Annotated in this window: 19 protein-coding genes and 1 pseudogene; 15 read left to right on the top strand and 5 right to left on the bottom strand. The window is 67.4% G+C overall.

Annotation, left to right across the window (positions count from 1 at the left end):
* Positions 1 to 104: 104 nt before the first annotated feature.
* The 4 genes from ABH928_RS09715 to ABH928_RS09700 all read left to right on the top strand — a co-directional run bounded on the left by ABH928_RS09715 (position 105) and on the right by ABH928_RS09700 (position 16,266).
* Positions 105 to 6,455: a DEAD/DEAH box helicase gene (locus ABH928_RS09715; RefSeq protein WP_370064261.1), complete on the top strand. Its 6,351-nt coding sequence runs from the start codon at positions 105 to 107 to the stop codon at positions 6,453 to 6,455.
* Positions 6,452 to 8,818 (top strand): hypothetical protein, encoded by a 2,367-nt coding sequence (locus ABH928_RS09710; RefSeq protein WP_370064259.1) that lies wholly within the window; start codon positions 6,452 to 6,454, stop codon positions 8,816 to 8,818. The genes ABH928_RS09715 and ABH928_RS09710 overlap by 4 nt, the downstream gene beginning before the upstream one ends.
* Before the next feature lie 859 nt (positions 8,819 to 9,677).
* Positions 9,678 to 14,891 carry a hypothetical protein gene (locus ABH928_RS09705; protein ID WP_370064257.1) on the top strand — a complete coding sequence of 1,738 codons (5,214 nt, stop codon included), beginning with the start codon at positions 9,678 to 9,680 and terminating at the stop codon, positions 14,889 to 14,891.
* An 877-nt stretch (positions 14,892 to 15,768) separates the two neighbouring features.
* Complete coding sequence (locus ABH928_RS09700) at positions 15,769 to 16,266, top strand: hypothetical protein (protein ID WP_370064255.1); 498 nt, start codon at positions 15,769 to 15,771, stop codon at positions 16,264 to 16,266.
* 70 nt (positions 16,267 to 16,336) lie between these two features.
* On the opposite strand, the gene ABH928_RS09695 is transcribed toward ABH928_RS09700, so the two are convergent.
* Both ABH928_RS09695 and ABH928_RS09690 read right to left on the bottom strand, forming a co-directional pair.
* Positions 16,337 to 16,861 (bottom strand): AAA family ATPase, encoded by a 525-nt coding sequence (locus tag ABH928_RS09695; RefSeq protein WP_370064253.1) that lies wholly within the window; start codon positions 16,859 to 16,861, stop codon positions 16,337 to 16,339.
* Between the two features lie 154 nt (positions 16,862 to 17,015).
* Entirely contained in the window at positions 17,016 to 17,147 is a 132-nt protein-coding gene (locus tag ABH928_RS09690; protein WP_370064251.1) for a hypothetical protein, read from the bottom strand.
* A gap of 241 nt (positions 17,148 to 17,388) precedes the next feature.
* On the opposite strand from ABH928_RS09690, the gene ABH928_RS09685 reads away from it, so the two are divergent.
* Entirely contained in the window at positions 17,389 to 17,514 is a 126-nt protein-coding gene (locus ABH928_RS09685; RefSeq protein ID WP_370064249.1) for a hypothetical protein, read from the top strand.
* A gap of 2 nt (positions 17,515 to 17,516) precedes the next feature.
* On the opposite strand, the gene ABH928_RS09680 is transcribed toward ABH928_RS09685, so the two are convergent.
* Positions 17,517 to 18,074 carry a DUF3592 domain-containing protein gene (locus ABH928_RS09680; RefSeq protein ID WP_370064247.1) on the bottom strand — a complete coding sequence of 186 codons (558 nt, stop codon included), beginning with the start codon at positions 18,072 to 18,074 and terminating at the stop codon, positions 17,517 to 17,519.
* 328 nt (positions 18,075 to 18,402) lie between these two features.
* On the opposite strand from ABH928_RS09680, the gene ABH928_RS09675 reads away from it, so the two are divergent.
* Complete coding sequence (locus ABH928_RS09675) at positions 18,403 to 18,969, top strand: HD domain-containing protein (RefSeq protein WP_370064429.1); 567 nt, start codon at positions 18,403 to 18,405, stop codon at positions 18,967 to 18,969.
* 66 nt (positions 18,970 to 19,035) lie between these two features.
* On the opposite strand, the gene ABH928_RS09670 is transcribed toward ABH928_RS09675, so the two are convergent.
* Positions 19,036 to 19,299 (bottom strand): hypothetical protein, encoded by a 264-nt coding sequence (locus ABH928_RS09670; protein WP_370064245.1) that lies wholly within the window; start codon positions 19,297 to 19,299, stop codon positions 19,036 to 19,038.
* 460 nt (positions 19,300 to 19,759) lie between these two features.
* Here ABH928_RS09670 and ABH928_RS09665 point away from each other — a divergent pair, with 460 nt between their 5' ends.
* Both ABH928_RS09665 and ABH928_RS09660 read left to right on the top strand, forming a co-directional pair.
* Positions 19,760 to 20,473, top strand: a complete 714-nt coding sequence (locus ABH928_RS09665; protein ID WP_370064243.1) for a hypothetical protein — start codon at positions 19,760 to 19,762, stop codon at positions 20,471 to 20,473.
* An 806-nt stretch (positions 20,474 to 21,279) separates the two neighbouring features.
* Positions 21,280 to 22,842, top strand: a complete 1,563-nt coding sequence (locus ABH928_RS09660; RefSeq protein ID WP_370064241.1) for a hypothetical protein — start codon at positions 21,280 to 21,282, stop codon at positions 22,840 to 22,842.
* A gap of 154 nt (positions 22,843 to 22,996) precedes the next feature.
* On the opposite strand, the gene ABH928_RS09655 is transcribed toward ABH928_RS09660, so the two are convergent.
* Positions 22,997 to 23,272, bottom strand: coding sequence for a hypothetical protein (locus ABH928_RS09655; protein WP_370064239.1), 276 nt, complete (start codon positions 23,270 to 23,272; stop codon positions 22,997 to 22,999).
* On the opposite strand from ABH928_RS09655, the gene ABH928_RS09650 reads away from it, so the two are divergent.
* The 7 genes and pseudogenes from ABH928_RS09650 (at position 23,273) to ABH928_RS09620 (ending at position 26,641) form a co-directional block, all read left to right on the top strand.
* The gene (locus ABH928_RS09650; RefSeq protein ID WP_370064238.1) at positions 23,273 to 23,659 is read left to right on the top strand and encodes a hypothetical protein; all 387 of its coding nucleotides are present in this window, start codon (positions 23,273 to 23,275) and stop codon (positions 23,657 to 23,659) included.
* Positions 23,660 to 23,707: 48 nt separating this feature from the next.
* On the top strand, positions 23,708 to 24,244 hold the full coding sequence (locus ABH928_RS09645; protein ID WP_370064236.1) for a hypothetical protein: 537 nt from the start codon (positions 23,708 to 23,710) through the stop codon (positions 24,242 to 24,244).
* A gap of 323 nt (positions 24,245 to 24,567) precedes the next feature.
* Complete coding sequence (locus ABH928_RS09640) at positions 24,568 to 25,098, top strand: hypothetical protein (RefSeq protein ID WP_370064234.1); 531 nt, start codon at positions 24,568 to 24,570, stop codon at positions 25,096 to 25,098.
* Positions 25,059 to 25,409 carry a hypothetical protein gene (locus tag ABH928_RS09635; RefSeq protein ID WP_370064232.1) on the top strand — a complete coding sequence of 117 codons (351 nt, stop codon included), beginning with the start codon at positions 25,059 to 25,061 and terminating at the stop codon, positions 25,407 to 25,409. The genes ABH928_RS09640 and ABH928_RS09635 overlap by 40 nt, the downstream gene beginning before the upstream one ends.
* Before the next feature lie 156 nt (positions 25,410 to 25,565).
* Positions 25,566 to 25,934, top strand: a complete 369-nt coding sequence (locus ABH928_RS09630) for a hypothetical protein (RefSeq protein WP_370064230.1) — start codon at positions 25,566 to 25,568, stop codon at positions 25,932 to 25,934.
* A 26-nt stretch (positions 25,935 to 25,960) separates the two neighbouring features.
* Positions 25,961 to 26,149: pseudogene (locus tag ABH928_RS09625) on the top strand (transposase); the annotation flags it as partial.
* 141 nt (positions 26,150 to 26,290) lie between these two features.
* Positions 26,291 to 26,641: a hypothetical protein gene (locus ABH928_RS09620; protein ID WP_370064427.1), complete on the top strand. Its 351-nt coding sequence runs from the start codon at positions 26,291 to 26,293 to the stop codon at positions 26,639 to 26,641.
* Positions 26,642 to 26,994: the final 353 nt, after the last annotated feature.

Here is a 26,994-nt window from a genome sequence, read left to right as displayed (position 1 = left end):
GTGCCTGCTGCTGGATACAGTGGGATCTTCCCAAGGTAGGAGCGTCCGTGGCGGCTGGTCCCAGTGGTTCGTTGCCTGCGGCTGCTCGCCATCTGGTGGCCCTGTTGGCCGAGCACGAGCAGGGGCTCACGCGGGAGGAGCTGTCTGCAGCCGCGCAAGTGCGTTTTGTTGGGTTGCCTGTACGGCGAATCGCCGAGCTGGTGGAGCGGGCTGTTGCTGCTGGGGCACTTGTGGAGTCGCAGGGACGGTTACAGCTTCCATCGGTTGAGTCAGAGGAGGCGACAGATCGCCTTTCGCTGGTGAACCTGGACCGGCCCATGCGCGCCGTGGCGGTGGATCTGGAGTCCGTGGTGCGCACCACCGCCACGGAGCCTTACACCGACAAGCGGATCTTTCAGATCGGAGCGGTGCGCATTGGCACCGACGCTGCGTGGATCGGGCAGTCGCCCAGCTTCGATTGCTTCGTCGCCCTACCGAACAGCGAGTGGGAGATCCATTCAGAGAAGGTCCGTTCGCGCCACGAGGCCGAGGCTATCGCCCCAGTACAGGCGCTGCTTGCCTTGCAGGCGTTTTGCGACGGCACCGATGCAATCGTGACTTACAACGGCACGGAAGCTGACTTCCCCTTGCTGGCGGCGGCCTACGAGCGGGAAGAGCTGCCGATGCTGGATGCCGCCTTTGTCGACGCGTACTACCTCACGCTCGCCATATGGCCCACTGCTTCTAGCCACCGGCTTGCAGAACTCGCGGATGCTCTGGGCGTCGACCGCGCGGGGCTGGGGTGGCACGACGCGGTCGACGACGCGGAACTCCTGGCCCGGGTGCTGGCGCATGCCGCACTCGAGTTCGTGCGCTGGCCGACCGGGCTGCGGGACTTGGTCGTATCGGCGTGCGCAGACTCTGCCGGCTGGACGCTGCTGCGCCACCTGGCGACCGTCCAGCAGGGCGCGTTCTCAGAGGTCGGTCAGGTCCGCGAGCACGGCCATGCTGAGGTTGCCTCGGTTCTGGGCGCACAACTGTCCGTCCACACCCCGCGCCGCCCGCCCGTGGGACCGCCCGCCGGTCGGCGCGCGCTTCGGGTGGGAGCAGGACTGCGCGGCGCCGACGGTCGCGTGGACCCGGTACTCCTCGCCGCAGTGGCGCACGGCACCGCCGCGACTCGCCGCCCCGCACAGGAACAGATGACCACGGCGCTGCACAGCTGGGTCGATGCAGGGCTGCCTGCGCTGGTCGAGGCCCCAACCGGGACCGGAAAGAGCTTCGCGGTGCTCGCTGCCGCGCTCGACTGGCTGGCGGCAGGACCTCAGCGCACCGCGATCATTGCTACGTTCACCAAACAACTTCAGGCACAGCTCGCCACGGACGTGGTCAAGCTCGACCAGGTCGTACCCGGCCTGGTGGAGGCCAGCGACGTTGTGAAGGGTCAGGCCAACCGGCTGTCACTGCGCGCGCTCACGGTCGTGCTTGCGGATGCGACGACAGCTCCCTTGGCGCGGACCCGCCCTGGGAACCGCAACCGGTTCCTGGCCAGCACGGTGTTCCGGGAACTGACGGTGTTTTTGATGCTGCGGATGTTCGCAGCGACAGGCGTTCGCGATTCGTGGGCTGCCCACTCTGTGGACCCGGTGGACGTGCCGGCGTTCTTCTCCGGATACGCCGGGGCTCGGTTGCCGGTATGGCTCGAGTCGCTGTCGCAGGCCGTGAACGGGGAGTATCCGGCGGACGCGCCGACCCCGGTCGCGGCTCACACCGATGTGGTCCGCGAGGCCCTCGACTCGCACAGTCTGCTGCTGACCAACCACGCGCTCCTGCTTGCACACCTGGACGATCTCGGCACGCTTGGCGGGGACACACTGCTGATCGTGGACGAGGCACATCAACTGGAGGACGCGGCGACCTCCGCGTTGACGACTGCAGTTGACTACCGCACCATCGAGGATCTACTTGCCGAGTTGTCGGCCTGGCTCGAGACAGCGCGGGCTGGCACCGAGCGGGATGCAGTGCGCGAGGCAGCCGACAACCTGGGGATCCTGCTCGACCATGAGCAGTTGCCCAGGGTCGCCAGCCAGGCATTCGACGCCCGCGGCACTGCGGTCGGCACCGCGATCGGATCCCGTACGGTGACACTGGCCAGTGCTTACGCGGGGAGTTCCGGTATCAGTCAGGTCCGGACCTTGTCCGGGCTGCTGCTGCGTCTAGCCGGGCAGTGCGAGGCCTTGGTCGGCTCTCTGGCTGCGTACCTGGCCGCGCACCAAGGCACGGGGATGGACTTCTTCGACGCCGAGCGCGTGCGGGCACTGCTCGCGCGTTGCGCGGACATCAAGGAGTGCTCCCGCACTGTGGTCGCTGACATCGACGCTATCCTCGGCTCGCAAGCCGCTGTCGCCGCGGCCGGGCTGCCGGGATCTCAAGGCCCTACTGGCATGGACGAGGTAGCGGACGCGGGTGCGGCACCGGGCGACCTCTTCGCAGGGGACCACGTCGACGACAGTCTGGCGGACGAACCCAACGAGCAGGATGACACCCCGGACGAGCCCGGTAGCTATGAGACACCATCGCAGGACCAACTGTACGACACTGACGACAGCACGCTGACCTTAGGGGAACTCGCGCCAGGCACCTCGAACCAAGTCGTATACGCCGAAGAGCTCGAACCGCTGCGCGCGAGCCTGCGGTCCTACCGGTTCCGGATCGCGACCAGCCCGGTTGAGCTCGGCGCAGACGCCACTTGGCAACGGTTCCTTGCTGCGTTCGCGCGCACCTACTACGTGAGCGCGACGCTGCGGGTGGCCGGCCGATGGGACTTCATTCGCAGCCGGCTGGGCCTGCCTGGCGGCATCGCGACGCTGGACCTGCCGACACCGTTCGACCTTGCCAGCCAGGCCGAACTGGTGTGCCTGTCCGACTTCCCTTCGTGGGCCGAACAGTCCGAGGGCGCGATGCGCACCGTTGCGCACCAGCTCGCCGGATACGCCCGTGAGGTCATTCGACCCGTCCCCGTGTTCGAGGAACCTGCCCCTGGAACCCGAGGCGGCTATGACGGCGGCGCGCTCGTCCTGACCACCGCGCGATCGACCGCCGGTGGCATCGCCGACCACCTGGCCACCGAGTTTCGGCACCGCGGCGATCAGACGCCTGTGCTCTCGGCTCTGGTGTTGGGCAATCCGCGCGGTGTACGGCAGTTCACTGACCGCGAGTATGGCGGCGGGATCCTGGTCGGAACGAAAGGCCTGTGGCAAGGCGTCGATGTTGCCGACGCCGACCGGCTGAGCCTGGTGTGGATCAACAAGCTGCCGTTCGCGCCGTTCGCTGCCCCCATCATTGAGGCCCGGCGAGCCGCAGTCACCGCCCGTGCCGAGACTGTGCACGCTGAAGACCCCGAGGCTGTCGCGACCCAGGCGTACTACCTGCCGCTGGCTGCTCTGCAGCTGCGCCAGGCCGTGGGACGGCTGATCCGCTCCGAGCGCCACCGCGGTGTCGTGGTCATCAGCGACCGAAAGCTGGCCGGAGCCACTGCGCTGCGGCGCGCCTATCGCACGACGTTCCTGGGATCTTTGGAAGATGGGCTGCTGGTCGCTGACCCGGTGACGGGGGAACGCGCCGGCGGGAACGTCGTGCCAATGGCCGACGGGTGGGAACGCATCTGGCGCTTCCTGGCGCGTCACGGGCTACTGACGGCTGAGCGCGCCGCTGAGCTCTCGACGCCCGAAGCGCTGGAGGAGCACACACTGCTGCCACAGACTCGGCGGATCCGCTCCTTGGAGATGTCCCCGGAGCAGGTCGCTGAGCATCGGGTTGCCGGCACGTTGGAAGCAGAGGTGCTCCAGCGGGCGGCCGTGATCGGTGGCCTGCTGAACCTGTCCGATGAGCCGACACGACTGAAGGACTCCCAACGGGAGGTCATCACCGCGGTCGCCCAGGGTCGCAATGTACTCGGGCTGCTTCCTACCGGATTCGGCAAGAGCTTCTGCTTCCAGCTCCCGGCTCTGGTGCTGCCGGGCGTGACACTGGTCGTCTCACCGCTGGTTGCGCTCATGCACGATCAGGCCCTGGAACTGAACCGCAGCATCGGTGGTGCGGTACGGGCCCTGGTGGCACCGCTTCGCGAGTCGAGTTCAAGGGCCGGCAAGACGGAGGTCGCCGACCAGCTCCTGGGCCGACATGATCACCGCATTCGCCTGGTCTACGTCTCACCGGAGCGCTTGTGCCAGCGCCGCTTCCGGGAGGTGGTACGCCAAGCGGTTGCGGACGGGACGGTGACGCGCATCGCGTTGGACGAGGCCCATACGTTCGTGCAGTGGGACGATTTCCGTCCTTCGATGTCCCGCGTCGAGCAGTTCCTGGCTGAGCTTCGCCGGGACTTCAGCCTGCCGGTAACGGCGCTGACCGCGACGGCCAACCGCACCGTCCACGCCGGACTGCGTGAGGGGGTATTCGGCCTGCCCGCGCAGGCTCCGGGGGGTGCGGCGGTCGGGGAGGCGGTGGAGGCAGCCGCGGGAACCCTGCTGACGGTGCGTGAGAATCCGATCCGACCAGAGCTCGCCATCTTCCGCCGCAGTATTAACGCCGCAGGACCAGCGATCACCGCCGGTCTGGCCGAGGAGGTCCTGGACACCGTCGTCGACCACGCCATCTTCTACTGCTTGACGGTGAAGGAGGTTGTGGCTCTGCACGCGCATCTGCGCGACTATCTGGGGGAGTCGGGTGTGCGGGTACGACGGTTCCACGGGCGGCTGACGGAGGCTGAGAAATCTGCGGTGATGACAGAGTTCCGTGAGGCGCCGCGCAGGGGCGAGGAGGGATTCGCGCCGCTCGTCGTTGTCGCCACGAGCGCATTTGGGCTCGGCATCAACCGGCCGGACGTGCGCACTGTGTTCTGCGTGTCGGCACCGACCGATCTTGCATCTCTCTACCAGCAGATCGGGCGGTGCGGCCGCGACGCGGCGGGTAAGGCCATCGTCGGAGCGGACACAGCGGACACAGCGGACACAGCGGGCCTCGCGAAGGAGCACCTCCCCGGCGCGGCTGCGACCGCCGTGCAGGAGCCGACACACGGCGTGCTTAGAGACACGCCCGGCGCCCCGCAGAAGGCCGATGCCCCGGCCAGCGCGCCAGCCGAAGGGGGCGCCAAACAGCTGGACCAGCATCCAGAGAACGTCGGCCTCGCATTGCTGACCAGCCGCGGGCTGCGGACCGTCAACTTCATGACCGCAGGTGACCTCTCGCCAGCGCTGCTGGCCCGGATGGGACGGGCGGTCCTGGCCTCGGACGGCGTGCTGGATCCGGTGGACGTTGCCGACCAGCTCATCGGCCAGGACCTCGATGCGGGCCGCCTGAGCGTGGACGACGCCCGCAAGAGCCGCACCAGTGATGCCTACGTCGCTGGCGTCGTGCGGGCCTTCGCGGCGTTGGCCTCACTCGGCGCGCTCGAAGACCTCGGCGATTTTCCGCCCTATTGCGCTGTCAAACCAGGTGAGCTCCTTGGGCTCACCGCACCGGTAGGGAGCGCGGACGCGACGAGCCCGGATGGCAGCAGCACGCCATTCCCCGACGTGGTGGCGGGAGCCGTCCTTTCACTGCCTGTGCGCTCGTTGAGGCCGGGTACGCTACGCCGCAACCGGCTCGACGTCGCCAGACTCGATGCGCACCTAGCAGGCGCGGTGCCGGGATTCCGCACGCTGGCCCAGGATCCGGCGGGCACCTGGCAGCTCCTCGCAGACATGCACGACCAGGGGCTCCTCGACGTGTCGGCGGCACCCAGCCGCCGCCTGGTGACGGGCCTACGAGTGCGCACACCTTCTCTGCCCAGCGGCTTCATGGAGGCGCTGTCGGGCAAAGCAGCCCGTGCGGCGGAGGAGATCCGGTTGCTGCGGGAATTCTTCACGGACTCGACGGTGTGTGCGAACCAAAAATTCGCCGACTACTTCGGGGTGGCAGACCTCCCGCAGGGGTGCTGCTCGACGGCCGCCAACCGTTGCTCCGCCTGTTGGGACGCCCCTACTTGGTCTGCCGGGCAGGTGAAACCGAAGGCCGCCGTCGCGCTGGAGACCCCCCGACCCAGGCCAGCTGGCGCACGGACGGATGCGGTGCACCGGCAGCGGCGCTTGGACGAGCAGGTGTACCGACTGGTCTGGGAAGTGTTTGCTGGTGTGTACACCCGTGACCTGTATCGGGCGCTGCGCGGCGAGGAGACATACTTCCAGCCACGGACCCGCCGACGGGTGCGGCTGCGAACCGGCCTGGTCAACAGCCGGTTCTTCGGCGCGAACCCGGCGGTGCGTCTCGGCGACATCGACGACGCACTGGGCCGCCTGGAAGCGCTGGGCAAGGTAGTGGCACAGGGACCGCGATGGCGGGAGGCTGGCCACGTCCGCAGGGAAGACGTCCGGGCAGCGCGCGCCGCAGGCGCGAACGGGACGGGCATCGCAACGCCAGGACAGTGCGCAACGCCGTGACCAATCTCGAAGTGGATGCCGCCGCGCCCCTAGGAAGCCCGCCTGCGGGCACGCAGTCCCACGACAGTCGCCGGTCGGCGATGTGGGTGCCGTACGTCGCTGAGCCATTGCTCACACCGAGGATGGTCCTGGGCCTGGACGCGGCTGATCACAAGGATCGGCTGCGTCTGACCCGCTACCTTGCGGCGCTGGTCGCCTTCCGGCGTACGCCAGTACACGTCAACGTGGCCTTCAACGCCGTCTACTTCGGCTTCGATCTGGCCAGCGGCGGCTACGTCGGAGGGCCCCTGGAGCTGGAGGCCTTTCCCGAGGTGGCATTCGGCCAGACAACCGAGGCTCTGCCGGTGGGCGCGATGGTCAACATCGCGACCGGCACTGAGCCGCTGTTCGCCGAAATCGTCTACAAGGAAGGCGCACACCCCTCGCTCGGCGAGGACGGACAGTTGCCAGCGTGGCTCTCAGGTGCCCCTGCGGGGATGACCGGCCCGGGACGTTCCGACGAGTTGGCGCGGCCGGTACTGCGCGAACGGCTCGTGGTCGACGTGGACGCCTTCGGCCAGGGCCTGTCGACCACGCAGACCCGGCTGGACCGGCTGCGGCGCCGGGGCCGATGGCTGGACGCTGACGGGCACCTACTGCTGAACGGGCAGTACGACTCACAACGCGACGCCGACCTCGACGAGGTGACGTACTACGCCCGGTACCTGCTCACCCGCGGCCGCCAGCAGCTGCTGAGCATGGCTGCGCCGATGCCCTTGAACACGGCGCTCAGCGACGATGCCGGCGAGGAACAGCTCACCGAAGCGCTCTTGGGGCTGCTGCGCGCGGTCGCGCAGGCACTTGCGGAGATTCCCGAGTTGCGCCTCTGGCGCGACTACGCCTTCACCCGCGCCTCGTTGGCGTCACGGTTGCGTGACCCGGGAGCGCTCGGCGGCAACGACCTGGCGAATGTTGCGATTCGTCTGGCACGCAGCGCGGTGCCCTCCCGCCCAAGCCGGTGGACATCGGCACGGACCGTGACCTTCACCGCGATCGGCCCGCGACTACGCGAGGTGCGGGACGCCGCCGCGCACCTGACGGGGACCGGATACGCGCTGGCGGTGTGCCACGCGAATGCCGTCGTGAGCGACTACGCACGTAGGGAGACAGACGAGCAGACCGGATTGCTGCCCGGTGGAGTGCACCTGCGGCTGGACGATCCATGGCAAGGCGGTGGTGTGTGGCGCGCGGAGTACCCGGACAGCGCCTATACCCGGGTGGAGGTGACAGAGCCCCTGGGGCTCGGCTGGCTCGAGACGCTACCCACAGCCCTTCCCCAGGAAGCGCCTGCACCAGTTCCCGAGCCGCCGCTGCTTGAGGACGAGGAGGACGACGAAGGGGAGACCCAGCTGTCGGTTACCGACAGCCAGGTCTCGTGGACTCATACTCTGCGCCTCGCCCACCTCCTGGGGTCCCGGCTGCCGCTACCGCAGATACTGGGAACCCACATGCGCGACGCAGGCTTGTCCGGGGTACGGCTGCGCCTGATGCTCACGCACGACGGATACGATCTGGACCCGGCCGAGGCCGCGCAGGCAGTTGAATCCGAACTGGCTGGCCGCGTCCAGCTGTGCGGCGTCGAATGGCCGTGGGAGTTCTTCCCCAGCATCGTGCTCACCTGCACCTGGCCGCGCGGCGCGGGCGTCATCCGGGCAACCTCGACCCTGCTGGAATGCCCCGTCACCATTGATGGCCAGCACATCGAACACCGCTACGACGCATCCGTCCTCACCCGAGAGGCAGCACCAGGCACGCCGCGCCGCGGCGGAGTCGGGGCCGGCACACTGACGCTCGCCCAACGGGTACTACGAGCGGTCCGATGCCTGGGCCGACTAGAGCCCGGCGGTAGCACAGTGCTCGCCCGCTCCAGCTTGCCAATCGCTGTGTACGGCCGCCCCGACGACCTCGAAGCTGCCGCCCAGGCTGGCGAGACCGCAGCGATGGCGGCGTTGGGGCCAGCCGTCGACGAGCTCATCGCGGCGGGAGACCTGCGCGAAGAGATCGGGAGCCTCAACGAGGGCCGCCGCGTGCAGTACCCGGCCGTGCCCGGGCAGCAGCCCATCGTCGTGTTGGTGTACGAGCCGCTCGTGGTTGAAGGCCCGCCCCGGCCAACGCGCTCCCCGACGCAACGGTTGCTGGAGAAGCGCTTTGTCCGCGACCACCCTGTGGCCGGCCACTTGCGAGACCTCCGCAGTTCTGGGAGAACGGCGAGCGAGGACCAACGTGCGGCGTACCGGGAAGACCGAAAACGTTTCGGGCTGGCCGGTCCGGCAGAACTGCCCGACGGGTACACCTACATCCGGCCGTTCCGCCGGGGGCACTGAGCTGATCGAATACCTTTGCCCGATATATCCGTCACGATATCCATCACACTGCCGACACGTCAGATCGTCGGCCACTTAGGGAGGTTGCATGGCTCAGCGGCGCGCCAGCCCTTGCCCGCACGGGGATACGGCCAAACCGTATCCGGTATGGCCAGAGGACGGCTGGCCGTTGCACCAGAGCCATGAACTCGACAGTGCACTGTCAGAGCTCTCGAGAGCGTTGACGGCGTGCCAGTCACCACTCGCTTCCGCGATCACACAGCTGACGACACAAGACGTCAGCAAGGCGCTGTCAGCCACACCGGTGGACCACCGAAGCCTGGTCTTGCAGCCGCTGGGTCTGGCACTCACGCCACGCACCATCGGCCAGCAGCTATGCCGCGACACACTGGCACGCCTCAACCGGGTCGATGATCACGCAGCGCGTCATTCGGTGCCGGTGCTGACGGCGGCCACCATGACGGACATGGCCGCTTGTGCGTTTGCAGACGAGTTTCCCGAGCCGCCTCGGGACCCGGCAGAGCGGTGGTCCCCAGCCCTTGCACGGGTGGCAATGTGGGCAAATGGGTTGGCCACCGTTCGAGACGCCCGAATCTGGCTATGGGCAAGCCGACAGTCGTGGTTTCGACCGGGCGGAGTCACCGACTCCGACCTCGATGCAATCGTCCAGGCAACTCAGCAGGTGATCGCGGCCTCCCCCGCGTACACGTTGCTCGCCCATGCGCCTACGGAGCCGATCGCTGCGCCCCCCGCGGAGCGGTCTGTCAGCCCAGCAGTTCAGTATGAACCGAGTGAGGCCACACTGCCTCCTGGCTCTGCGAAGCCAGAACGGACGGAGAGCAGGGATCCCATGGGGGAGATGGCCGCCGCCGACGCCACCGAGGACATCCCTCCAATGCGCGAACCCGAGGAGCCGGTGACGCTGGAACGGATCGCGGCTCTTCGCGACGAGCTGGATGCCAAGCTGCGCGAGGCGCTACCAGCCGCGCAGCGGGTAGTGGACGTGCTCGCTGATGAACGCCCGCCCGCCACATCGGACCTGGCCACGCTGGCCCTCGTTCGTTCCTCGTTCGACTCGGCCTTCGCAGCTCTGGCTGATGCCGGAATCGTCATCGAGCACCACAACGCCTCGGCCGTACGCGCCGCAGCGGACCAACTGCGCGACAGCGAGGGCGACGAACACGCGCGCGAACTGCTGTGGCTCGTCAGCGGCTTGACCGCACCGCAGGACAATATGACGCTCACCACCCAACTGGGTGCCGCCCACGACTTGGCTAAGTCCCTACTGGCCCAGCGTCTGTGGGGCAAGGGCGCTCGTGAGGACGCTGCTGTCTTGGGACTACTCCCGGTATTGAGCGATCCGTCGACAGACGCCGCCGCACGGATGGCCGCGGTCCAGCAGATCGCCGCCACACACCCAGATCTTGTTCTGCTTGCGGTGAGCGCCGAGCAACTGGTGCGCCCGTCAAAGCAGGCGGCGACCGACAACCTGACCAGCTTCGAGGTGGCGGCTGCCGTGGTGCAGACCGCAAGTGTCGTCCCCAAGTCCGAGACGACAACTCCGCCAACACCTGGAATGCCGCCTCTGGCCATGCCCCCGGCTGTGCATGAGACCCGCACCACCGCGCCTGCCACGCCTGCGGTGAGCGAGGCGGCCCTGGTCCACAGTCACGTCGTGCGTTCGATCGCCAAACTCATCGGCGAGCAGCGCTACGGTATGGCGGCAGCCATCGCCGCTGCAGCCGACTGGCCGGACTCGCAGCAAGCAACGCTGCGGATCGCAGGACTGGCTGCAGCGGTGCGAAGTGAGACGGGCGCCTGTACTGCTGCCCTGCGTGGCGAACTTGACGCATTCGACACCAGTTCCGTCGTGAATGACACCGCCAGCGCGCTCATCGCTGTCCCCGCGCTTCTGCGGGCCGCTCTCGTCACCGGAGAGCCGACCGCCGGAGCGTTGCTGTGCGATCTTGCTCCTCATGTCGAGCCGAACCTCGGCGAGATCGCTAACCAGGTCGGGCGTCGGGCGCTACAGGGCACACTGGTCGGTGACCCACCACTAACCGTCCTCGCCGATGTCAGCGAGATCGAGCGTTCGCTGCACGCGGTCAGCGCCGCCGCCGGGCAGATGCTGCGTCCCCGCACGCTGCGCTTCAAGCGTGCCAGCGACATCGCGAAGGTGTGGCTGGCTCCCAACGGGCTCCTCGGCCGTCCCCTGAGCCTCGCTGCGAACCAGGAGCGCAACGCGGTGAACGAGGTCGCCAGTGCCATTCTGCGCCTGGGCGACAGCTCCCACATCAACCGCGAATTGGATGCCCTGGACCGCAGATTCAAGGGCAACAGCGGTAAACCGCTGCAGGGATCGGGTCGACAGGACCTCTTGAACCTTGTCGCGGAGGCCCTCAAACCGCTCGCCGACTGGACCGAGGCCGTCCTGGCACTGAACCGCTCACGGAGCAGCAGCCAACAGTGGAGCACGGGTGAAATCGCGGAGATGCGCACCACCGTCCTCGCCCACCACGAGGCCGTCCTGGCAGCCCTCGAAGGACAAGCCAGCCACAGCGAACCACTGACAGCCGCAGCCGGCCGCGCCGCAATCGCATCCCTGACGATGACCTTTGCTGTCCTCGAGGGCCAGTCCGCACTACCCACTGGCGAGTCCACCTCCGCCTTCACCCTGACGGTCGAGTTGCTGAAGGTGGCCGGCGCGGCGGTCGATGCGGCCCTGGGCCGCATCGCCGCGCCTGTCGACACGACCGTTGAGACACTGCTCGCGGCCGCAGAGCACGGGTGGGACGATGCAGTCGATGGGCAGGTTGAGGCGGAGAACTTCGCCGCCGCGCACTTCTTGCTCCATGCTGCCGACGAGCATCTCCTGCCCGGTGACGAAGACAGCGCCGAGCAGTGGGCCAGACGAGCCGCCCAAGTTGAAGTTGCGGAGGCCAACAGCCGGGCCGCCCTGGATGAGCTGCACGAACAGCTATCGGCCAAGCTGCGGCGCGCTCGACTGAACAACGAACTGTCCGACGAGCAGGACGGTGAGTTGACCAGCCTCCTCAAGGACGCCCGCACCGACACCCCTGATCTGGCGGATACGCGCGCCAAGCTCAGACGAGTCTCCGAGCTGCTACCTCGATACCAGACGGAGTCCGCCCGTCGCCTGTCCGAGCGTCTGACCAACCTTGCCAAAGCCGACGCAGGCACCGTCGAACGGATCACCCGCCTGATCGACAGTGGACAGTTGTCGACAGCCGAAGAGCTAATCTACTTTCTCGAGATCGATGTGCCTGTTCCCCAGGTGACCGCCCGCGCAGACCTGGGCCAGTTCTTCCCGGCGGTACCTAGGGTCCTGCCGTCTGGCCTGACAGCGTCTGTACTGGACGCCGTGCACAGCCGCAGCCAGGTCGACGGCTGCGCAATGCTGAACTTTGCGCAGCTTAGCCCCGACCTGGCGCGGCTGGCCGCCGAGGCGCTCGCTGGATGGCGGAAAATCGCAGGGACGCCGCCGGAGGGACGACTCAACAACATCACCGAGCGCGACCTGCTTCTCCCCGCTCTACGTGTGGCTGGCATCGACGGCAAACGCATTCGGCGCCTGGATGAACTGCCACGAGGTCGAGACCGCCGCTTCATCGACGTGTATGACGTCAACATCAGCGGCAAGGCTCTCGTGCCGGCATTCGGCACCAAACTCGGCGGCCAGTTGCGAGTACTTCTGGCCTGGGGGCAGCCCAGCGCAGAGTTGTTGATGAGCTATGCCGACCAGGATCCCTCAGGTGAGAGCCTACTCATCGCCTACTTCGGCACAATGAGCCCCCAGACGCGGCAGGAACTCGCGGCGCGCGCCGTGCGCAGCAGCGCACCGGTCGTTGTGCTGGACGACGCGGCGCTGGCATACCTGGCGGCACACGGGAACCGCCAGATGGACGCGGCCATGTCAGTGCTGCTGCCCTTCTCATCGGTGAACCCCTACCTGCGCGAGAAGCGGGGCCTGGTCGCCGAGGAGATGTTCTACGGACGGGACGCCGAACGCAAGGGCGTTCTCGACCCGGATGGCACACAGATCGTCTTCGGCGGTCGCGGGCTTGGCAAGAGCGCGCTGCTGCGCTCAGCCGGTGCCGTATTTGAAGGTCAGGGCGTACCCGGCGAGCGTCTCAGCATCTACCTCAGCCTCGACACGGTCGGCATCCGGACCGGCTCGGCGATCGGCCCGGATGCCATCTGGAATGCACTTCTGCGGGACCTGACTGACCGCGAAATCATCGCGCGGACACGGACAACGAACCGCGGAAATCCACAAGAACGGGTCCGTGCTGGCGTGCTGGCTTGGCTAAACGCCGACCCCCGCCGGCGCTTGTTGGTCCTCCTTGACGAATGCGACCGATTCTTCGAATCCGATGCTCCGGAGTTCCTGGAGACCACCCGCCTGAAGGACCTGGGGCTGAGTACTGATGGACGCGTGAAAGTCGTGTTCGCTGGCCTGCATTCCGTGCAGCGCTACGCCAAGAGCGCCCGCAACGGCCCCTTCAGTCATCTGGCGCAGCGCCCCACTATCATCGGGCCGCTGCGACCGCAGTTCGCGGCGAACCTGCTGACGCGGCCGCTGCACGCACTGGGCTTCACATTCGCCAACGAGGACCTGGTCAACCGCGTCCTCGGTTACTGCTCGTATCAGCCCTTCCTGCTGCAAATGTTCGGAAACCGACTGGTTGAGACCATGCATGCCAAGCGCGCGGTCGGAGTCAGCAACCATGAACCGCCTTACATCGTCACGCGCTCCGACATCGAAACCGTTGAGACAAACACCGACCTCAGAGCCGACATCAGCGCCGCGTTCCACGACACACTTCACCTGGACCCCCGCTACAACGTCATCGCGAATGTCCTGGCGCATAACGCACACGAGAGCGGACTCGACGCACGTCTATCGGATGTTCAGCTGCGTGAGGAATGCCTCGACTGGTGGCATGCAGGATTTGCAACACTGGATGTCGAAGGCTTCCGCTCTTACCTCGTGGAGATGGTCGGCCTCGGAGTGCTCGCACCCAACAATGATGGTCGCGGCTGGCATCTGCGGAGCCCCAACGTACTTCGCATGATTGGGTCGAAGGACGACGTTGTGACACAACTGGTTGGTGCCGCCATCCTGTCAGTGCCTGACGAGTTCATCGCGCTCGAAACCCGGCTGGCGCTGAAGAGCGGACGACGGTCACCGCTCACCGCGAGCCAAACCGATGACGTGCTCGGGGACCACGCCAACCAAGTACGTGTCGTGCTCGGCTCGTCAGCAACCGGCATCGAAGACGTTGCCCAAGCAGTGCGGCTCGCTGCAGACGTCGGTGACCGGTTCACAGTCCCAACCATCAGCAGCCGCCGTCAGTTCGAAGAGGAACTCATCACAGGCCGGCCGGGGGAGCGCCGAGTCGTCCTCACTGACCTGATGGCACTGCAACCACGCGAGGAGGCCTGCACAGCAACCCTCGCCGCCGCTCTGGACCGCAGGCCCACACGGTCTGGCGTTACACGCTCAGCGGTAATCGTCGCTGGCCCGCAGCAGCTACGCCTGTGGCAGACCGTGCTGGCCGACGCTGGTACCACCCCTGCTCTGGGAACGGTCGCACTGCGCCGCTATGACCGACGGTCGCTGCGGGTATGGGCACTCGCCAGCGAGAAGTTTAGCCTGGAGGAGCGCCTCGAGAGACTGCTGGAAGTCACCGGCGGTTGGCCAATGCTTGTCGAGCAAGCTGCGAGCCTGGTCGCCTCCGGCATGGAGGAGGGCGACGCGCTGATTCACGTAGCGTCCGGACTCGCGGCACCCGCTGGCGCCGCCGACCTCATCGACGCAGTCGGCCTGACCGCCGATGACAACATCGAACGGGCGTTCGCGGCAGTGTTGTCGCTAGTGGACAGCGATGGGGTGGGCTTGGAAGACCTACAAGCAGCGGCGAGCATGGCCACCGATACTCCGGAGACGGCGGTCGCGTGCCTTGCGGCCCTGCAGGTCTTCAACATCGATGCTGATGGTCTGTACCGTCCTGAACCTTTGCTCGTGCGCTGCTGGCCTCACCGTGCCTGATAGCGTCTGCCAACCCGACACGCGATATCGCCCACACCACGAAGACGATCGACTTGATGAGGACGGTTGAAAACGGCTCTGGCGGTGGCCCGGCGGGTGTGAGCAGCGACCGGCTATGGTCATTCCCGTGCGGTCTGCGGGCTCTGGGCGGTCAGCTGATGGCGATGGCGGGCTGGTCGGCGGGGTTGACCCACTTCATGAGCTGGGCCATGACGGTCGCCGTCCCAGCGACCGTCATGGCGGTGGGGCCAGCCTGGGGCCGAGGTCGTTCAGAGAGAATCCCGCGCCCAGCCCTTGACGGCCCAGTTCTGTCTCCGACGGCTCCCTGCGGTTGAAATGGTGGCCGGAGCGGAGGAGCGGCGGCCGGACGGTCCCGAGCACGCTGGGCAACTTCGCGCTGGTTACAGAATGTGACATGTGAGCTGGTCGAGCAGTGATGACTGACGGCGAGCAATGCCCACAGCCCACTCCTGACGTTGCGTCAGTGTTGCGTGGGAGAGCTGAAAGCCATGGCAAGCGGTACGAACTGATGAAGGGAGTTCTTGCAGGTCAGCCACTCTGCCCGGGGTAAAGTCCCAGGTAGCCCGGCTGTACCTCCAAGATCACCCAGATCTACGAGGGGACCAACCAGGTCCAGCGCATCGTCATGGCGCGCAACCTGCCGTAAGGACAGGTCAGAGGGCTAATTCGGATGGATCGGCGGACGCCGGCGGCGGGCTTGGATCATGATCCAAGCACCCGTGTTGCAACTATGTTGCAAGGGAGACGGCGCGCGGAAGGAACAGGCGTCCGTCGATCGCCCGGATGGCTCGCTCATGCGAGTCGGGCAGCATGTCATGAATCTCCCTTGGGGGCCCTCATATCCACCGCCAGCGGAGTGGCCGCGACAATCCTGGGCATCCTCGTAGGCACCCGGGCCGGGCGCCGCAATGAATCCGGGCAGTGGATTCGCGATCGGAAGATCGCGGCGTACGAGCGCCTTCTCCAGAGCTTCGGTGCGGTCGAGATCGGCATGCGCCACGCGTACTGGGAGCAGCGCGAGCCTGCGGGGATCGACTGGGAGGAGTGGAACGCCGCCTTGGTGTCGGTCAGCCTGGTAGCCGACACCGATGTGGGGATCGCTGCGGAGCAACCCGCCTCATTTGTGGGGGAGTTCAGTGCCTTCCCGTTCGGAGAGCCGAAGGACATGACGATGCTTCGTCAGATTCATACGAAACTCGACGCTGCACAACGGGAGTTCGTCAACGCTGCCAGGCGATCGATCCACGCGTCAGACACGAAGCAAGTCCCCTGGCGTTTGGGCGGTCCGCCACCCTGGGGTGAGCTTGAAGAGATCCATCAGCGAGACAACGACATCGGTCGCGTCATCCCCTGAACCACATGGGGTTTGGAGCGTCACGGGACATGCGCAAAGGGCCCTTCCCCTACCATGTCGGGCCGAACCGTCACGCGAACGACGGCCACCGGCAGGCGGCCCACTCCCGCCAGCCCGCCCAGCCGGAGGGCGGGCCGGCGACCTCGCCGCCTCCCAACTCCGCCGCGTCGGGCTCCTCGAAGTGCGCCCGGCCATCCAGGATGTCGGCCTCGGTCATCGGGAACGTCTCCTCGGGGGTGGTCGCCCAGCGATGGGCGATCCGGGCGCGCTGGGTCGCATCGTCCACCGGCAGGTAGAGCATGTGGAAGGACGCGCCCTCGGCCTGCGTCAGCCACCGGATCGCAGACCGTTCGTCACGGGACCAACAGCCGTAGTCCAGTACGACGTTGGTGCCCAGCTTGACCGCCTCCAAGGCGAGCCAGAGCATGCGCCCCTCCAACACGTCGCGCTTCCCGTTCGCCTCCGGCTCACGGAACAGGGGAATCATCCAGTCGTCAGGGGTCAGTCGCAGCGCGCTGTGCTCATCGGCGAGTTGCCGAGCCTTTGTGGTCTTTCCGGCCCCTGGCAGGCCGACCGTCAGGAACAACGTGGTCACACCGAGATGGTGGCAGGGAGGCCGGGCGGGCGACCACCGCTTTATCCGCGCGATCCTGGTCAGATCGCCCCGCCCACGACCCGAACAACGGCACAACGTGACGCGTCACGCGGTCCGCCGGGACAGAGCCTGGCCGAAGGAATACTCCCCATGCTCAAAGACCCCACTGCACCAGTTGAACGGGTGGGTACGGGGGCGGGTCACAGGCCGGGTGGGTGATCGTCTCCTGCGCGGTGGGTGAGGACGTGGCCAGATCGGACTTCTGCGACTCGCCGACCGGGCTCATGACCGGTGGTGTGGCGGGGCCCGGGTGCCGGGGTGGGCGGAAGTGATTCGATGCCGGGGGCGGGTTCGGGCCACACCACGCCGGAAGCCTCTGGCGGGTCCTCTCTCGGAGGGGGAGCGGGCAGTGTCTCGGCGCTCCCGCCGTCGTGGCTGGGGTTGGGGGTGGGGTTGGAGGGGATCGAGTACACCGCCGGCCAGGCCTGCCCGCGATTGCTGCCCGCAACACCGCAATGCTCGAAGCCGTGGCAGACCTGCCGCCCATCGTGATCAGCGACCTCTTCGGCATCAGCGCGAGCGCCGCCTATAGCTGGGCACGTCCGGCTCAGGACAGCTGGACGGATTACCTCGCGGCGTGCGCGGACCGATGATCTCAGCCGGCTGGCGGTTCGTCAGTCGATGGTCCCCGAGGCGTGCCCGAAGATTCAGGGGACGCCAGCCGGCGGCGTGCCCCAGGAAGATAGTCCCGGTTGTAGGCCCACCCGCCCATCCCCTTGGGGACGCCTCGCCACAGCGTCAAAAGGCCCACACCTGCGAAGGCCGCCCCGAAGAGGGCAGCGAACACCAAGTTGCCCGGCGCTGACTCCTGCTCCGCCGTCGAGACCGCGGAGACGTTCGAGGGATCGTTGCGGTCGTAGACAACAGGGATATGGTCGCCAACGCCGTACTGGTGCGGGACGCCGTCGATCCAGTCGGCCTGCCCGGTTCCCAGGGTGTCGGTGAATGCGATCTCTGCGGAGTCGCTGTTCTTTCCGTAGGTAACCTGCGCGACGGTCGCTGACGTTCGGGTGCCGTGCGCGAGGAGTTGTCCGGCCTCGTACCCGGAGACCACGTTGACGGCGGCTGCCCCGAGGCCGCCGACGATGAACAGCAGCCCCACCGTCCACCGGGCGACCGTGCGCCTGGTGGTCTCCCCCTCGCGTCTCTGCATGCCGGGGATCCTGCCATACGGGCCCCGGGCGCATAGCGCACTGGCTTGATGGCGTCGCCTCCAGTGGGACCAGTTCAGGCGGTGGGCAACCGAGTGGACGGGTCGGTTGGTCAGGACCGCGAAGAGATGCTGTACCTCGTTGAGAGTGAGGCGGGTCTGCCCATAGGTTCTGCAGAACGCGCACCAAATGAGACACCGTCAGCGCAGGTCGGTCTCTCCGCCGGGCAAGATCACGATTATCCCGTTGGTGGCTCCCCCAACGAACATAAGAGAAGGCCGCGGTCGGTACCCTGACGCGGTGACGACCGCCACTGCCTTGTCGAGGGCCATGAGCCGTACCGTCGACCCACCGCTGTGCCCGCTACCCGATCGCGTCGCAGAGCTCCTGACCGAGCTGGGAAGTCCGCCGCGCCTGGCAGCCCACCTGCGAGCCGTCCACGATGTCGCACACCAGCTGGTCGACTGGATGGGGAGGCGCTACCCGGCCGTCCCCTTCGACCGCGAGGCCGTGCTCTTCGGCGCCGCGACACATGACATCGGGAAGACCGTGCACATCTCCGAGCTCACTGGGCCCGGTGCAGCGCACGAGGAGGCTGGACAGGCTCTTCTACTTGGCCGCGGCGTCAGCCCGGAGCTCGCCCGCTTCGCCGCAACACACGCGTCGTGGACAGAGCCCGGTGTCGGCTTGGAGGACCTCCTCGTGAGCCTCGCCGACAAGATCTGGAAGAACAAACGCATCTCCGACCTGGAGGACCTCGTCGTTGCCCGGCTGGCCAAGGAAACCGGCCGGGCGGCATGGGAGGAGTTCATCGCACTCGACGAACTCCTCTCCCGCATCGGCGACGACGCCGACGATCGCCTGGCGTTCCTAGGGTCCTTCCCAATCCACGCCTGACAGAAGGGGGGCAGCAGGGCACTAGGCGGTCGTCGCGCTGGTCGCGCAGGCGTGCGACCCGACGTGTCAGCGAGCCAGCGCTCGGATACCTGCGACGATCAGCGCAATTCCCACGACCACGAAGATGCAGAGACCGATGCGGTTGATCATCACTCCGGCTCGGTAGAGGGGATGCTCTGGCCCGGCCCCGCCACGAAGATTGATCTTGTAGGCGATGCCTCGGAAGTTGATGACGTAGGCGATGAGAGCGAGCGTCACGACCGAAGCCACTATGACGAGAACCCAGTCTTGCGTGTGGCTCAGCTGATCAGTTTCCACGACGTTCGCCACCAACAACATCCCCACCTCCGACGCCAGGGTACTGAACGAGGCTGCTGGCGCGATCTCTGGCCGGTCCGGGTCGAAGCATGAACTGGGGCCGTGTGCTGGCCACTCGGGCCACGTCTCGGCCGACCAGGATCCAGCAAAGATCTGGGCCGAAGCGGGGTGGTCCATCCTCGATCGAGCAGCCTCGGCAGTCTGACGATCTCGCACTGAGCCCACCACCCATGTCATCGGAGCCGGGGAATGGCGCAGGATTGGAACACTGCCCGTTCACCAGTCAAACCCGAGAAGGTTCAAGTTGCGGTGCTTGAGCGGAGAGAGCCGGGCGATGTCCTCTTCGCGCGAACGAGCCGGGCGGCGAAGTAGTCCGGACCGTTACACAAACTCTCTGTACCCGCATGTCCGCCGAGATCCACAATCAGGGGCCGCTATTGATCATCACTCAACCAAGGATGCTGGCCCGCCCATGTCCCGCATCATCCGCCTGATCCTCGCCCTCGTCGTCTCCGCGTTCTGCGTTGCGGTGATACTCGTGCGCAACCACTCCCAGCCGAACACCGTGACGACGACCACGACCGTGGTCAGCGGTGCAAGCGGCTCCACGACGGTCACCGACACCAGTCACAGCGCCACGGCCCAGGTGACCGTCTCCGGTCCTCCGGATGAGGTCAAGCTCTTCGACATGCTGCCGAAGCCGCCCGCGGGGGCACACAAGTGGGCTGGCACGGGTACCGAGGGCATTCTGACGATGGAGCAGTACATCGAGGGCGTCTACTCACCCTCTGCCTGGGCCGACGAGCGCCAGGACCTGCCGCACCGTGGTTTCCAGTACGCGGTGCGTGTGGACTGGTGCGTGTCTGACGAGTCGTCCTGCGTCGATGTCTTCTTCGGACACTTCGCCACATCGACGGATGCCCAGAGCTACTACCTGGCCCAGACGTCCGCGGATGTGGCGATCTACGACGCCCACGGCACCTACTCCGTCCCTGGCGTGCCGGAGAACAAGGTCTTCGTGAAGGCGGAGCTGGATTCCGTCGGGGATGCGAAGCTCAACGCCTACGCCCACGACGGCAGCGACGTCGTCCACCTGGTGACCGAGACACCGGCCAATCCGGACGAGGCGACGCTCAACGCGCTGATGACCTCTGCGGTCAAGAACCTCGACGCCCTGCAGGGGTGAGCGCCGGGTCCGCCCCGGCGGTGGCTGTGGCGGACCCGTCGCTCCGGCCCGCTCAGGAGTGGGTGGGCAGCACCTGCGCGCTCACCAGGCCCCGAGGCCGGAATAGCGCACGGTCGGAAAACTGCCTCTTCACCAGTCGAGCATCAGGCGATGCAGCTGGCCGCGCCGGAGGCGTTCGCGTTCTTCATGGGCCTCGCGCCAGGGCGGCGGGTCGACCACGGCCCGGATGTCGGTGGGCGCCCGTAGCTTCGTTTTCAGCGCACCACGCCCGTGCGGGCGGCAGCAACGCGCGACGGGCTGGCTGCTCCGGATGTAGGCGGAGCGCGCTTCATAAGTCCCTATATCTATGCGGGGCTGGTGGAGCAAGGGCTGCGGATGGCAGCGAGCTGGCGTCGTCATCACTGGTCAGCGGCTTGCGATGCTTGGCTGACCGCTTCGGATCCGGTGCTCGAATGACGCCCTGGGGGGACCGTTGCACGGATGTTGCATCGGAGATGCACCGGGCCGAATCCGGCTTGTGGCGACGTCTGCTGAGCTTGTGTGCATTGGCGGCGGACTGAGCCCAGGAACTACGGAGAGTAGTTGCCAACTGGTGGGCCTTGCTCCGACCCGATGGGGCGCCCGCGCGGGCGGGCGGACCGCTCGCGCGAGGACAGGGCTTCTCCGACGGCCGCTGTCGGGAGCTGTGCGGGCGGCAGCCGCGAGTACCCACGGATCTCAATGCCGCCCCCCTGGTCTGCCAGTCGGAACCGGCCCCTACACTTCCTCGACCGCCACAGTGCGCGGGTTCGTGGTGGAGGGGCGTCATGCTCATACAGATCGTCGGGATGATCCTGGCTCCGCTGGTGGTCGCCGGGCTGGCCCGGTGGGCGGCGTCGCGGCGGCGGAACGGGCTGGCCGCCGGGAGGCCGGTGCACTTCCGGGCCAGGCTGGCCGGCCGGCGCGGCCGGCTGCTGTGCGACCCGCGGCTGGGCGGCGTCCCGGTCTTCCTGGACCGCGGCAACGGGAAGGTCGTGGAGGTGCCGCGCGGGGGCCGGACGCTGGAGGCCACCGTGGCTCCGCGGAGCGCCGTCAACAACGGTGTCGAGCGGGTGACACTGCGCTACCGCCCGCCCGGCGGCATGCCGCTGTCGCTCGGCCTGACCAGCTACGACGCGGCTACCCTCGGTGACTGGCTTTCCGCCCGCCCCGCCTCCACCGCTCCGGGGGCGCTCGCCCGGAGGCTACCGGTCGTGCCGCTCTGGGCGGTGCTGGCCCTGGTCGGAGCTGCGCTGGTGGCGCTGGTAGCCGCGGACGTCACACTGCTCGGCCACCGGACCGCCGCGGAGACGGTCAGCGCCGACCGGGCCGTAGGCACCTGCGTGCTGCGCTGGGACAACGGGCACTCAGACGCCACATCCTGCGCCGACGCGGGCGTCCGGCCCGGCGAACGGATGACCGCGCTGATCCTGCCCTGGCCGCTGCAGACCACCCCCGTGGACCCGGCCATGGTGGCGCCGACCGCCGGGGGTGTGGGCGGCGGCCTGGCCCTGCTCGGCATCGGCGGCGCGCTGGTGCTGAGCCCGGCGGCCGCCGCCCGCCGGGTGCGCAAGGTGCGCGAGGCCGGGCCGAACCTGTCGCCCGAGCCGCCCCCGGTCGAAACGGACGCCCAGGCGGACCCCGAGACGGACGCGGACCTGCCGAACGGGGTGCGGGACACCAGCTACGGGAGCCTGGCCGCAGCCGCCCGCCACAGCGAGCGGCACCGGCCCGGAGCCCCGATCGCGCCGCCGCGCGCCAGGCCTGACCGGCTCTCCGGCTCGCCGCGCCGCTGGGTGGCGGCCACCTTGCTCGGCACCGGCGCCTGGGGGCTGCTCGTCATCGCCGTTGCGGCGGTCGGCGATGACCACTTCCACCTCGGCTACTGGCGTTTCCCGGTGTTCGGCACGCTCGCCATCGTGGCGGCGGCCCGGATCGGCTGGCTCGTCACCGACCGCCTCCCGCTGGTGCGTCCGGTGCGGCGGGTGCTGCGCGGCGACGCCGCGGGCCCAGCATCCCCGCAGCCGATGCGCTACGTCCGGCTGCGCGGTGCGCCGGGCGAGTTGGTGCTGGTGTTGTTCCGGCCTGAGGGCGGTGCGGTGGCCGCGCCGGTGCTGGTCCAGCCGCTGTTGTGGGCACGCTCGGGGCGGCGCCGTGCCGTCGGCGGGCCTGTGCCGGTGGGGGAGGCGCTGGTGCATGACTCCGGGGTGGGACCGCTGGTCTGCGAGATCGACGGCGTTCGCTACCTGCCCAAGGGGCGGGCCACGGTCGTCACGGCCGATCCGGCCCAGACCGCCGCCAACCTGCTCGCGCTCGCGCACAGCCACCGCCGACGGGTCACCACCCGCTGAGTCACCGCCCGCTGAGTCACCGCCCGCTGAGCCGCGAAGCCAGCGCAGCCCGGTGTCGCCTCACCGACGAGGAGTTTCGGAGCAGAGCGCCGAGGGTGCCGGGCTCCGCCTTGCTGCTGGCGGTGGCCAGCAGAGCCTCGTTTTGCGGATGCGGTCAAGGTCGATGGAATCGATCAGGTCGAAGCCGGCCGGGGTGAGCCGGACCGGCACCGCGGCGGCTGGTGGGGCACGGGCGGCCGACCAGGCCCTTGGCGGTGAGCTTGCCAACTCCGCTGGTGATCGCTTCCGAGGTGACCTTCGCGGACCGGAGCAGCGCGCAGGTGTTGAGTTCATGGGGCTCGCTGGAGTGGTGCAGCGTGGCGAGTGCGCCGGACTCGGAGAAGTCGAGGCCGTGTTCGGCGAAGTGCGCCAGCAGAGCGGCGTCATCCACGTGGGGGCCATCCTCACCCGCCAGCTGCTCGAAGAGCACGAGTTCCTCAGCCAGCCCGTCGTCCTCGTGCTCAGCAAGGTCGGCAACGACGGCGAACTCCGACTGGCACAGCGTCAGATCTCCGCGACCAGCCCGGCATGGAGCACCATCGGCGTCCTGCACGACCTGGTGGGGGAGATCGCCTTCGACCTCCCCTGCATGGCCCAGCGGTCCGCGCAGCGTCCCGCCGACGAGCTGCTGGATCGGAGCAACGAAGTCCTCCGGCAACGGGTCCTCGACTTCGTCGATGCGTGCGGCAACCTCCGCCAGTGGCCTGTCGTGTCGCCTGCCAGGGCCGATCCGGCACTCGTTCGGCTTGTTCAGCTGGCCAGGACTCCAACACCTTGAGAGCTTGAGGGCAGCAAACCGCTTGTCGCCCTGTACCAGAGGTGGCTCATGTCCGACCAACCGCAAGAGCCACCGCCGCCGCCTCAGAACGCCCAGCCGCCGTGGCCACAGCAGCCACAGTGGCAACAGCCTCCCCCGCAATGGCAGCAAGCCCCGGCAGGCGCGCAGGGCGTCGCAGGGAAGAAGCCGCGCAACAAGTGGAAGATCGGCTGTCTCGGTTGCGGGGGTCTGGCGCTCCTCGTGGGAATCATCGTCGTCATCGTCATCGTGACGAGCGTCAACAAGGCGGTCAACAAGACCGTCAAGGTCGACTACAAGGTGACCGGTACCGCGAAGGACGTGACGATCCTCTACAGCAACTGGCAAAGCGACAGCTGGTCAAGCAGCACGTCCACCGTGCCCACTCTGCCCTGGTCCAAGCAGGTCACCTCCAGCGGCCTGGTGAAGGGCGGCGACCTCACGGTCACTACCGGAGCTGATGGCGGGACCGTGACCTGTTCCGTGACCGTGGACAACGGCACGCCGAAGACCGGCAGCGCGTCAGGGGCTTTCGCTACGGCGAGCTGCAGTGGTTTCGGCAGTTAGGGGCCGGAACGCGAACCTGGTCGGCCTGGGCGAAGGGCGCAGGGGGCTGGCCGTGAAGCGTAAAGTGCTTGCCCGAGCGGGGCTTCGGGTGGTCCGGCGGCCCCGCTCGGAGCACGGATTTGGTACGCATGAGGCTGAGAAATGTCGAGTAGCGATGGGTTCTACTGAGAAGTGATTTTCGCAGCTCAGGGCCTTGCCTGGGAAATCTTGTAAAAGCGGAGGTCTTCTCTGCACTTCACCCAGAAGAGTGACCCTGACTCTTGCGCTGGGGAGGCTGCAATAGCGGGTGCGCTGGGCAGGCCGGTGTAGGCATGATCCTCAGCGTGACCGACCTGTCGAGTTCCCCTGTGCCGCCCCGTTCTGTCCTTGATGCCTTCGGCGTGGAAGGCGACTCCGCCCCGCTGGCCGGAGGTCAGGGACGCAGCGTTCTTGTCGGCGGCTTCGTCTTCAAGCCTGCTGACGGAGCGGATGACTTCGTCGAGTGGGCTGCGTCCTTGTCCGAGAACCTCGCGCCTGCCAGCGGTTTCCGTGTCCCGTTGCCACTTCGGGCGGCTGACGGGCGGAGCGTTGTGGACGGCTGGAGCGCCAATGAGTTCCTCAGCGGTGAGCAGGGTCCGCGGGGGCACTGGGCTGGCGTTCTCGGTGCCGGCCGCGCCTTCCATGCTGCTCTGCAGTATCTGCCCCCGCCTGACTTCCTGGATCGGCGCACCGATCCGTGGGCTGTGGGCGATCGGGCCGCCTGGGGTGAGCAGGAGGTGGCCGTGATCGAGGATCTCGCCGCGTCGTTTGCGAATCTGCTGGAGCTGAGGCGCCGGTGGAGCAGTACAAAGCCCAGCTCGTGCACGGCGATCTGACCGGCAATGTGCTCTTCGCCGCCGATGAACCACCTATCGTGATCGACTTTTCGCCGTACTGGCGGCCGCCGATGTTCGCCGAGGCCATCGTGGTGGCGGACGGTCTGCTCTGGTTCGACCCTCCGTCCAGCCTGCTCACGGCCGGTGACGACCACCCAGAGTGGGAGCAGATGCTGATTCGGGCATTGATCTTCAGGCTCGTCGCCCATAGTGAGAGCGCAGGACCATCCGGGCAGGCTCAGCCGGGGGAACCGGCGCGCTATGTGAAGGCGACGGACCTCGTGGCGAAGTTGGTGGCGCGTCAGAAGTAGTCCCTTCTCTTGACCGCTCTCATGAACGAGTCCTGGGGATGCCGAGGTCGACCACGGGTCGGCGACGAGATCACTCCCGTTCCCAGGCCAGAGGGGGAACGGCACGAGCTGTATGCGTCAGTCCTTGCCCAGACAGCGCTGCGCACCGTGCACGAGGTGTTCACGGCCGACGCGGACGGCGCGGTCCAGACCGTTACCTTCAACGGTCACGTAGCAACGATCGACCGGGCCACGGGACGCGAGGTGCACCCGTGTCTGATCACGCTGCAGACTGGGCGGGAGGAGTTCGAGGAACTGGTGTTGGCTCAGGTCGATCCTCGGGCGTGCCTCAAGCGTCTGAGGTCGGTCGTGTCCCCGATTCCCATCGAGCTGGAGCCGGTCCGGCCGCTGGTCACTTTCGACTTGTCCAAGTTCCGGCTCATGGACGGGATGGACGTCGTGGCCGGGCTGGACCGTCGGCCGGTGTTGATCGACCTGACCCCGACGGAGTTCGAGCATCTCGTCCGCCTGTCGACGGTCACGTAATTCGGCTCTGTCGCTGATCTGTCAACGGCCTTCGCCGGGACCAGGACGCCGTCATCGCCGGACTGTCCAGCCCCTGGAGCTCCGGCCAGGTCGAAGGACAGAACACGAGAGTGAAGCTCCTCAAGCGCGCCGGATACGGCCGCGCCAACTTCGACCTCCTACGCAAACGCATCCTGCACAGAGCCTGGCCCCCGTGTCCTCGCACCGAAGGCTGAGCGCCCTCGCCGGGTTGAGGACCGGCGAGGTCGGCTCACTGATGTCGGCTGCCCTTGGGTTGCCTCGGACGAGACTTGAAGTCCGTCGTGGCCGATGTCAGAAATGGAACCGGAGCGGTCGCGCTGACCGTTGCACTGGACATGACCTCTGCTCTCATACTTGGAATCGATCCGCACACAGTGCCGGGTATGGACGGCGACGTTCTGCGCGCCGGCCTCGACAGGGAACTGGCTCGCTTTGGCGAGCACGACATCGATGCGGCCATGACGCTGATCGCGCTGGACGACTCGGCCGAGTCCACGGTGCTTGCAGCGCTGGCCGAACGCGAGTGGGACGTCGTGGTCATCGGGGGCGGGATACGCAAGCCCGAGCCGCTTCTGACACTCTTCGAGCACATCGTGAACCTGATCCGCCGACATGCGCCAAGGGCGGCGATCGCATTCAACAGCAGCGGTGGCGACAGCGTCGAGGCCGCCAAGCGATGGCTGTGAGTCCGAGCCCCGGACAGCCCGATCACAAGATCAGCGACAGAGCCCGTAATTCCCCACCCCCGGCGTCAGCTTCCCAACGCACCAGTTCGGCACGACCGACACTCAGACACTGCGCAGGCCAGGAGGCCTACGAACGCGATCTCCCATGTGATCGGATGACCGCCCCGGCCACGTGAGATCACGAGATGCGGCCTCGTCGGAGGGGTGAGATGCCACGGCCCGTAGAGCCCCGCGCGTGACCGCGGCTCCTGTGCTGGGTTCTCGCCGCATGCATTCTCGCGAGCATCGCGGTGGCGGTCGCAGCCCGGCACAGGTACCAACTGCTTCTGACATTGCCGCCGCAGCACGCCCTC

The organism is Streptacidiphilus sp. MAP5-3 (assembly GCF_041262505.1).
In the GTDB taxonomy this organism is placed as follows: domain Bacteria; phylum Actinomycetota; class Actinomycetes; order Streptomycetales; family Streptomycetaceae; genus Streptacidiphilus.
Note: the sequence above shows the minus strand (reverse complement) of the source record. Positions and strands in the feature narration are given on the sequence as shown.